1 protein-coding gene is annotated in these 1,082 nt (G+C 68.2%); it reads left to right on the top strand.

Translation table 11 applies throughout. The annotated features are described in order from the left end of the window. Positions 1-138: 138 nt before the first annotated feature. Positions 139-1,082: L-serine ammonia-lyase (locus ACIHIX_RS47890; RefSeq protein WP_399966981.1), on the top strand; the 944-nt coding region annotated here is incomplete at its 3' end.

Here is a 1,082-nt window from a genome sequence, read left to right as displayed (position 1 = left end):
GACTTCACCGAGGTCGCCGACGTGATCGCGTCGGCGCTGAAGCCGTCGTACGACGTCGAAAGCCTCAAGACCCGGGTCAGGGCACTCGCCGACAAACACCCGCTCTATCCCGGCCTGACGTCGTAACGGAGCTGCCTGATGGCCATCTCGGTCTTCGACCTCTTCTCGGTCGGCATCGGACCTTCGAGTTCACACACCGTGGGTCCGATGAGGGCGGCCCGCACCTTCGTCGTACGCCTCGACGAAGACGGGCTGCTCGCCCGAACCGCCTCGGTCCACGCCGAGTTGTACGGCTCCCTGGGCGCGACCGGCCACGGCCACGGCACGCCGAAGGCGGTGCTGCTCGGCCTGGAGGGCCACGAGCCGCACACCGTCGACATCGTCCGGGCCGACCAGGACGTCGAACGGATCAAGAGCGCCGGACGCCTGTCTCTGCTGGGTGAGCGTGAGATCGCGTTCTCCTACGACGACGATCTGGTCCTGCACCGCCGCAAGACGCTCCCCTACCACGCGAACGGCATGACGCTGTGGGCGTACGACGCCGACGGCACAGAACTCCTCGCCAAGACCTACTACTCGGTCGGCGGCGGCTTCGTCGTCGACGAGGACGCGGTGGGCGCGGACCGCATCAAGCTCGACGACACGGTCCTGAAGTACCCCTTCCGCACCGGCGACGAGCTCCTGCGCCTCACCAAGGAGACCGGCCTCTCCATCTCCGCACTGATGCTGGAGAACGAACGGGCCTGGCGCACGGAGGAGGAGATCCGCGAAGGGCTCCTCGGCATCTGGCGCGTCATGCAGGCCTGCGTGTCGCTCGGCATGTCCCGCGAGGGAATCCTGCCGGGCGGGCTGAAGGTGCGCCGCAGGGCCGGCGTGACGGCACGTCAACTCCGTTCAGCGGGTGACCCGTTGGCGCACGCGATGGAGTGGATCACCCTCTACGCCATGGCGGTGAACGAGGAGAACGCGGCCGGTGGACGCGTGGTCACCGCCCCGACGAACGGCGCGGCCGGCATCATCCCGGCCGTCCTGCACTACTACATCAACTTCGTCCCCGGAGCCGACGAGGACGGGGTCGTGCG

Origin of the sequence: Streptomyces sp. NPDC051913, from assembly GCF_044593635.1 — a bacterium.
GTDB lineage: Bacteria > Actinomycetota > Actinomycetes > Streptomycetales > Streptomycetaceae > Streptomyces.
Note: the sequence above shows the minus strand (reverse complement) of the source record. Positions and strands in the feature narration are given on the sequence as shown.